This window comes from Chamaesiphon sp. VAR_69_metabat_338, from assembly GCF_031423935.1.
Lineage (GTDB): Bacteria > Cyanobacteriota > Cyanobacteriia > Cyanobacteriales > Chamaesiphonaceae > Chamaesiphon.
In genome coordinates this window covers 1-2,008 of sequence record NZ_JANPGM010000287.1, presented here as the reverse complement: position 1 = coordinate 2,008, position 2,008 = coordinate 1, and the positions used below count along the sequence as shown (strand labels likewise).

The 2,008-nt window shown below is 45.0% G+C and carries 3 protein-coding genes; all 3 read left to right on the top strand.

Annotation, left to right across the window (positions count from 1 at the left end; all coding sequences use genetic code 11):
- Window positions 1-187 precede the first annotated feature (187 nt).
- Window positions 188-430 (top strand): hypothetical protein, encoded by a 243-nt coding sequence (locus tag RMO84_RS08450; RefSeq protein ID WP_310488022.1) that lies wholly within the window; start codon window positions 188-190, stop codon window positions 428-430.
- A gap of 202 nt (window positions 431-632) precedes the next feature.
- Window positions 633-782 (top strand): hypothetical protein, encoded by a 150-nt coding sequence (locus RMO84_RS08445; protein WP_310488021.1) that lies wholly within the window; start codon window positions 633-635, stop codon window positions 780-782.
- Between the two features lie 247 nt (window positions 783-1,029).
- Window positions 1,030-2,008: glycosyltransferase (locus RMO84_RS08440; RefSeq protein WP_310488023.1), on the top strand; the 979-nt coding region annotated here is incomplete at its 3' end.

Sequence of the window (2,008 nt, the reverse complement as noted above, 5' to 3'; positions counted from 1 at the left end):
AGGATTAAGGAGTAGATAACCAATTTCTAAAAGACAAGAGAGTAGCTACTCATGCAGTATCTAAGATGACTAGATGGAAAGCATGAGTCTTAGATCGAATGTCGCTCGCCAGCCCCGGCGTTAGAGAAGGTATATACGTGGGCACAATAATTGCATCTGACTTTTATTGTTTTGGGGTATTGCGCTCATGATTCCAACCGATCGAGATCCGACTAATAACACCAATACTGCCACCCTGGAGGCTCCTGTCGCTACGAATATCGATACGAAGGGGATCAGAACGTGTCCAGACTGTGGCAGTGCCAAAATCGGTCGCGCTCGTCGTCGAAGGATCGATCGCATCATCTCCTTGGTAAATATTTATCCGTATAGTTGTCGCATCCATACCTGTAAAGCTCGCTTTTACAGTTTTGGGAATAGTGGCAAGTGAAGCAATTAACTGTTCGTCTTCGATCGATGCACTACAAATCGATCGCTCGAAACTGGTTACGCTAAATCCGCTCTAAATTTGACCTGCGAGTGCTGTCGGCAATGCCACAACAGATCGATAGATCCGCTAACTAGCAATCTTATGCCACCACTGGTTGGAAACTCCGCGCTGGCGTGAATGCCGATAAGACCAGGGAACACGCTTGCCACTCACCTATAACCGTAACATTCAGGCGACGGCAACTGCCGTGGTAATGACCTTCGGGTTGGAAAAAATGACATTGACGGCAACTAAGATGATGCGAAGTGTGAGTATTTATAAGTTTTCTCCAATCCGATCGGTTGATAGTTAAAATACAATCTGGGTCGATCCGATCGTCATCAGTTCGATACTTTTGGATCGACTTTAATCTTGTCTACATAGATTAAATCAAATCAATATGAGGAAGTCGTGAGGATTGAAGATCGGACACCACGATCTGGAATTTAATGTCGAATTGACTATCGTTCGGTCGCGTCAAGCGAGTAGCTAGACACCTCGATCGGTAGTAGTCTATGCTGGAGCGTGGGCACAACCGCGACGACCCGATCGACAACTTTATGCGCAAACTCCTGTTTCTGCTCCCTGGAACTACCCAAAAATTTCACTGTGGGGGTTTATTTGCCGAACTAAAAACGATCGAGCTAGTCAAACAGATTTGTCCTGTCGAAATTGTCACCTATCGCCAACGCGAGCCAGACAAGGCATTTTTAGATGACATCTTGGCGAGCAAGCCTCAAGATGCGATCTTCGTCGTTAGTTGGGGTTTTGATGTCCCCAAACTAGTCGCGCGGTTGCGGGGCTACCCGACAATTTATCACGCTCATAGTGCGGAGTATGGTTTTCGGCTCCCACCCCAGATTCCAATCGTTACTGTCAGCCGCAATACACTAGGTTACTGGGGACAGAAGTCACCCCACGCGCTGCTATACTATCTACCCAATCAGATTTCTGACGAATTTGTCGATCGACAAATAGCAAGAAATATCGATGTTTTGGTTCACTCCCGTAAGTCTTCTGAATATCTATTAAAACAATTAGTTCCTGCACTGCAACGTGATTGCAAAGTCGAAATTATTGAAGGGTTTGTCGATAGTTTGGCAGATTTATTCAATCGATCGCGCGTGTACCTATATGACTCTGCCGAGTATTGGGCAACTCAAGGTGTTACAGAAGGATTTGGATTGCAACCATTAGAAGCGATCGCCTGTGGTTGCCAGGTATTTTCGAGCGTCAATCATGGGTTATCCGATTATTTAGATCCGGGATTTAATTGCCACAAAATTGCTGTTTTTAGTACCGCCTACGATGTCGATCGTATTTTAGCAACAATTAAATCTGACGCACTAGTTATCGATCGAGAATCGCTGCTGGCTGAATATCGAACTGCAAATATTATGTCGCGTCTGCGGGTGATTTTGACTGAGATCGATCGGTTCTTCGATCGTATCAATTTAGACGATTCCGATATGTTAGATTTTAGCGATCGACGAATTTTGCAGTTGAGACTAGCTAAAACTCTCAAGAGTATTCAAAAGA